Genomic DNA, 2,962 nt, shown 5'->3' on the forward strand with positions numbered 1-2,962 from the left:
CGAGAAAATTGGGAAAACAGTCTTTACATCATATCAAGATACAAATGATGAAGAAAAATATAGAAAGCATTTAAAAATAGAATTGAAATATTCTAACCAGGACTCTTTTGCTGGTTTTGGTGGCCATATTGCAATTGTTGGTAAGAATAATTAAAAACAGGTTTTCCATCCATGGTGAAACCTGAAGGAAAAATTATTGGCGCAATAAGGACTATAACTTAAGGGATAGAGGATAAATTATGATTGAATTTATTCGAATGTCGAAGGGAAAATTTAATACTTATTTTAAAGAAGCTAGTAAAAAATATGCTGAGGAAAAAGTCAATTCTGGTAATTGGTCTCCAGAAAAGGCTGAAGAATTAGCAAAACAAACTATGAAAAAATTACTTCCAGAAGGTATAAATACTAAAACACATCATTTATATTCTATATATGACAAGGAATCTAATAAAAGAATAGGAATAATTTGGTTTAAAATAAATGAAAATGGTTTATCAAGCCAACAAATGTTTTTATATGATATATTAATTAATGAGAAATATAGAGGAAAAGGGTTTGGCACACAGACAATGGAAAAGCTGGAAGAAAAAGCAAAAGAACTAAAATGTAATAAAATTTCACTTCATGTATTTGCCCATAATAATCCAGCCATATCTTTGTACAAAAAAATAGGATATAAAATAACAAATTTAATGATGTCAAAAGAGATTTAGAAGAATGGCATTACAACATAGATGGTTTATATGGTAAAATAGCACCTAAAAGTAAGGTGATGTTAATCATCTGAGAAAATAAAAAGCTCGTCAATAGCAGTGTTTAACGCCTTAGCTATATCACAGGCAAGCCTCAGTGAAGGATTATATTTCCCTTTTTCAAGGTGTATAATAGTTTCTCTTCTGACTCCAACTAAATTTGCAAGGTCTTCTTGAGTTAAGTCTAATTTCGCCCTAAATTCTTTTATTCTTGTTTTTAAAGCCATTAAATATTACTCCTTAATATCATCGTAGAATTTTAATGAAAATGTAAAAACAATAATCTGTAATGCAAAATTTAAGGCAAAAGCAAAAACAATTATCGAGAGGTTTGAAGTTAGCGTAGTATATACAGCGACCAACACGAAAAATATTAAAGATGATACAAAGGCGTTACGAGTAGATTTATTAATATTGGCCTCTAATCTTTCATCATTTTTTATTTTTTTAAAGCTAAAAAAGCCAAAAAAACCGAAGAACCCGTAAAAGCCAATGTTGGACGAAACTAATCCTAAAAGACCCAAAAGGCCAAGAAATCCTAAATAGTATAACCAATTTGGTTTCATGAATATCCCTCCTAATGTTATAAATAAATAACTTTATATTATAAATATATAACATAATTTTGAAAATGTCAATACCCCAAATATTATGACCCCTACTTCGTATAATCCCTACTTTTATAATTAATATTAAATAAATTTTCCCAAAAAAGAGGATTTTTGAAATTATCATCGTATATATAAATATGCAAGAATAGCCAAAACATTTGGATAATTTAATCCTAAAAGTGTCAAACGATAATGATAGTTATACGCAATTGGCTTCGGGACGCAAAATATATAAAGACTAAAATGACTAAACTATGGAGGTAAATAATATGGGATTATTAGATAAGGTAAAAAAGGGAATAGGGCCTTACTATACCGGTAAAATAAAAGGGAGGCCTTATTATGAGTGTAGTGATTGTAATTATCAGATTGGAAAAGGCGAATTTATTGCAATTATCGGGAAGACCCCTCCGACGGGGATATCTGTACCAATGGGGAGGGCAGATGTGATTTTTGAAAAAGTCGGGAAGATATACTGTGAGGAGTGTTTCAAGAAGAGATATGAAAGTAAATAATCTATATTGTATTTGCATCCCTTAGCTGCGTATAATAGTGGTTATACAAAAGCCATGGCGCTGATCTTTTTTACGAAATTATTTTTTTAAGGAGGTATACAACTTGATCAAGGAACATCAGGATGCATATGGAGCAGAATTACGGACTTTTCTTGAAGCGGGTGCAAAGATAGAAATTGTAGAACGAGACGATGGTTATATTGATTACCACGAAGGTATTCCGTATTATTTTGCTCCTTACGAAGAATGGGCTGACTATGAAAAAGAAGCAATCGAATACGCTTTCGGAAGAGTAGTCGATGTGGGATGTGGCGCCGGTAGAGTTGCACTATATTTGCAAAATAAAGGTTTTTTTGTAATAGGAATTGACAATTCCCCTGGAGCAATTAGAATTTGCCAAGAACGCGGGATAAAGAATCTAAGAAATATTCCGTTTACTAAAATCGATAAAAGTTTAGGCACAATTGATAGTTTTATTCTTTTTGGTAATAATTTTGGATTATTTGGAAGTTACAGGCGAGCAAAATGGCTTCTCAGACGTCTAAAATCAATCAGCTCGAAAAACGCGGTAATAATAGCACAAGCAACAGATCCATATAAAACGAAGGACCCAAACCACTTGACATATCATGAGCTTAATAGAAAAAGAGGTAGAATGCCTGGCCAACTGAGAATTCGAATTAGACATAAAAAGTATATCGGATCCTGGTTTGATTATCTATTTGTTTCAAAAAAAGAATTAGAGCAAATAATAGAAGGAACCGGATGGGAAATTCGTAAATATATCGGTAGCCAAAATGCCACATATATAGCAGTACTTAAAAAGAAAATAATTAGAAACCCAGCAGCAAGTTCGAACTATTCTAAAAATTTATAGTTATAGGTGGTTATAATGAAAGAAAAAGTGATTATAAGAGAATATAAAAAATCAGATGAATTAAAATGGCTGGATGTTCATGCAAGTGTAATGGTTGATTCATATGCATGGTGGACAGTTATACATAAAAAACCAAAATATAAGAAAGACACAATTGATTTAGTAGCTGTTTGTAATGATAATATAGTAGGTTTTATAACTATTGAA

The 2,962-nt window shown here is 31.3% G+C and carries 6 protein-coding genes; 4 read left to right on the plus strand and 2 right to left on the minus strand.

Annotation, left to right across the window (positions count from 1 at the left end):
* Positions 1-239 precede the first annotated feature (239 nt).
* A complete protein-coding gene (locus U9Q18_00470; protein MEA3312833.1) occupies positions 240-713 on the plus strand; it encodes a GNAT family N-acetyltransferase in 474 nt (157 codons plus the stop codon).
* A 62-nt stretch (positions 714-775) separates the two neighbouring features.
* Here U9Q18_00470 and U9Q18_00475 read toward each other — a convergent pair whose 3' ends face one another.
* Both U9Q18_00475 and U9Q18_00480 read right to left on the minus strand, forming a co-directional pair.
* On the minus strand, positions 776-979 hold the full coding sequence (locus U9Q18_00475; protein MEA3312834.1) for a helix-turn-helix transcriptional regulator: 204 nt from the start codon (positions 977-979) through the stop codon (positions 776-778).
* Between the two features lie 6 nt (positions 980-985).
* Positions 986-1,318, minus strand: a complete 333-nt coding sequence (locus U9Q18_00480; protein MEA3312835.1) for a DUF3796 domain-containing protein — start codon at positions 1,316-1,318, stop codon at positions 986-988.
* 314 nt (positions 1,319-1,632) lie between these two features.
* Between U9Q18_00480 and U9Q18_00485 the strand changes: the two genes are divergently transcribed.
* The 3 genes from U9Q18_00485 to U9Q18_00495 all read left to right on the plus strand — a co-directional run.
* The gene (locus tag U9Q18_00485) at positions 1,633-1,878 is read left to right on the plus strand and encodes a hypothetical protein (GenBank protein MEA3312836.1); all 246 of its coding nucleotides are present in this window, start codon (positions 1,633-1,635) and stop codon (positions 1,876-1,878) included.
* Between the two features lie 103 nt (positions 1,879-1,981).
* Positions 1,982-2,755 carry a class I SAM-dependent methyltransferase gene (locus U9Q18_00490; protein MEA3312837.1) on the plus strand — a complete coding sequence of 258 codons (774 nt, stop codon included), beginning with the start codon at positions 1,982-1,984 and terminating at the stop codon, positions 2,753-2,755.
* Between the two features lie 15 nt (positions 2,756-2,770).
* On the plus strand, positions 2,771-2,962 hold a 192-nt coding region (locus U9Q18_00495), incomplete at its 3' end, for a GNAT family N-acetyltransferase (GenBank protein ID MEA3312838.1).

It is taken from the genome of Caldisericota bacterium (assembly GCA_034717215.1).
GTDB lineage: Bacteria > Caldisericota > Caldisericia > Caldisericales > Caldisericaceae > UBA646.

Excerpts from the sequence above, each read along its gene's own strand:
- U9Q18_00470 (MEA3312833.1), top strand. The coding sequence starts at position 240 with ATGATTGAATTTATTCGAATGTCGAAGGGAAAATTTAATACTTATTTT.
- U9Q18_00475 (MEA3312834.1), bottom strand. The coding sequence starts at position 979 with ATGGCTTTAAAAACAAGAATAAAAGAATTTAGGGCGAAATTAGACTTA.
- U9Q18_00480 (MEA3312835.1), bottom strand. The coding sequence starts at position 1,318 with ATGAAACCAAATTGGTTATACTATTTAGGATTTCTTGGCCTTTTGGGT.
- U9Q18_00485 (MEA3312836.1), top strand. The coding sequence starts at position 1,633 with ATGGGATTATTAGATAAGGTAAAAAAGGGAATAGGGCCTTACTATACC.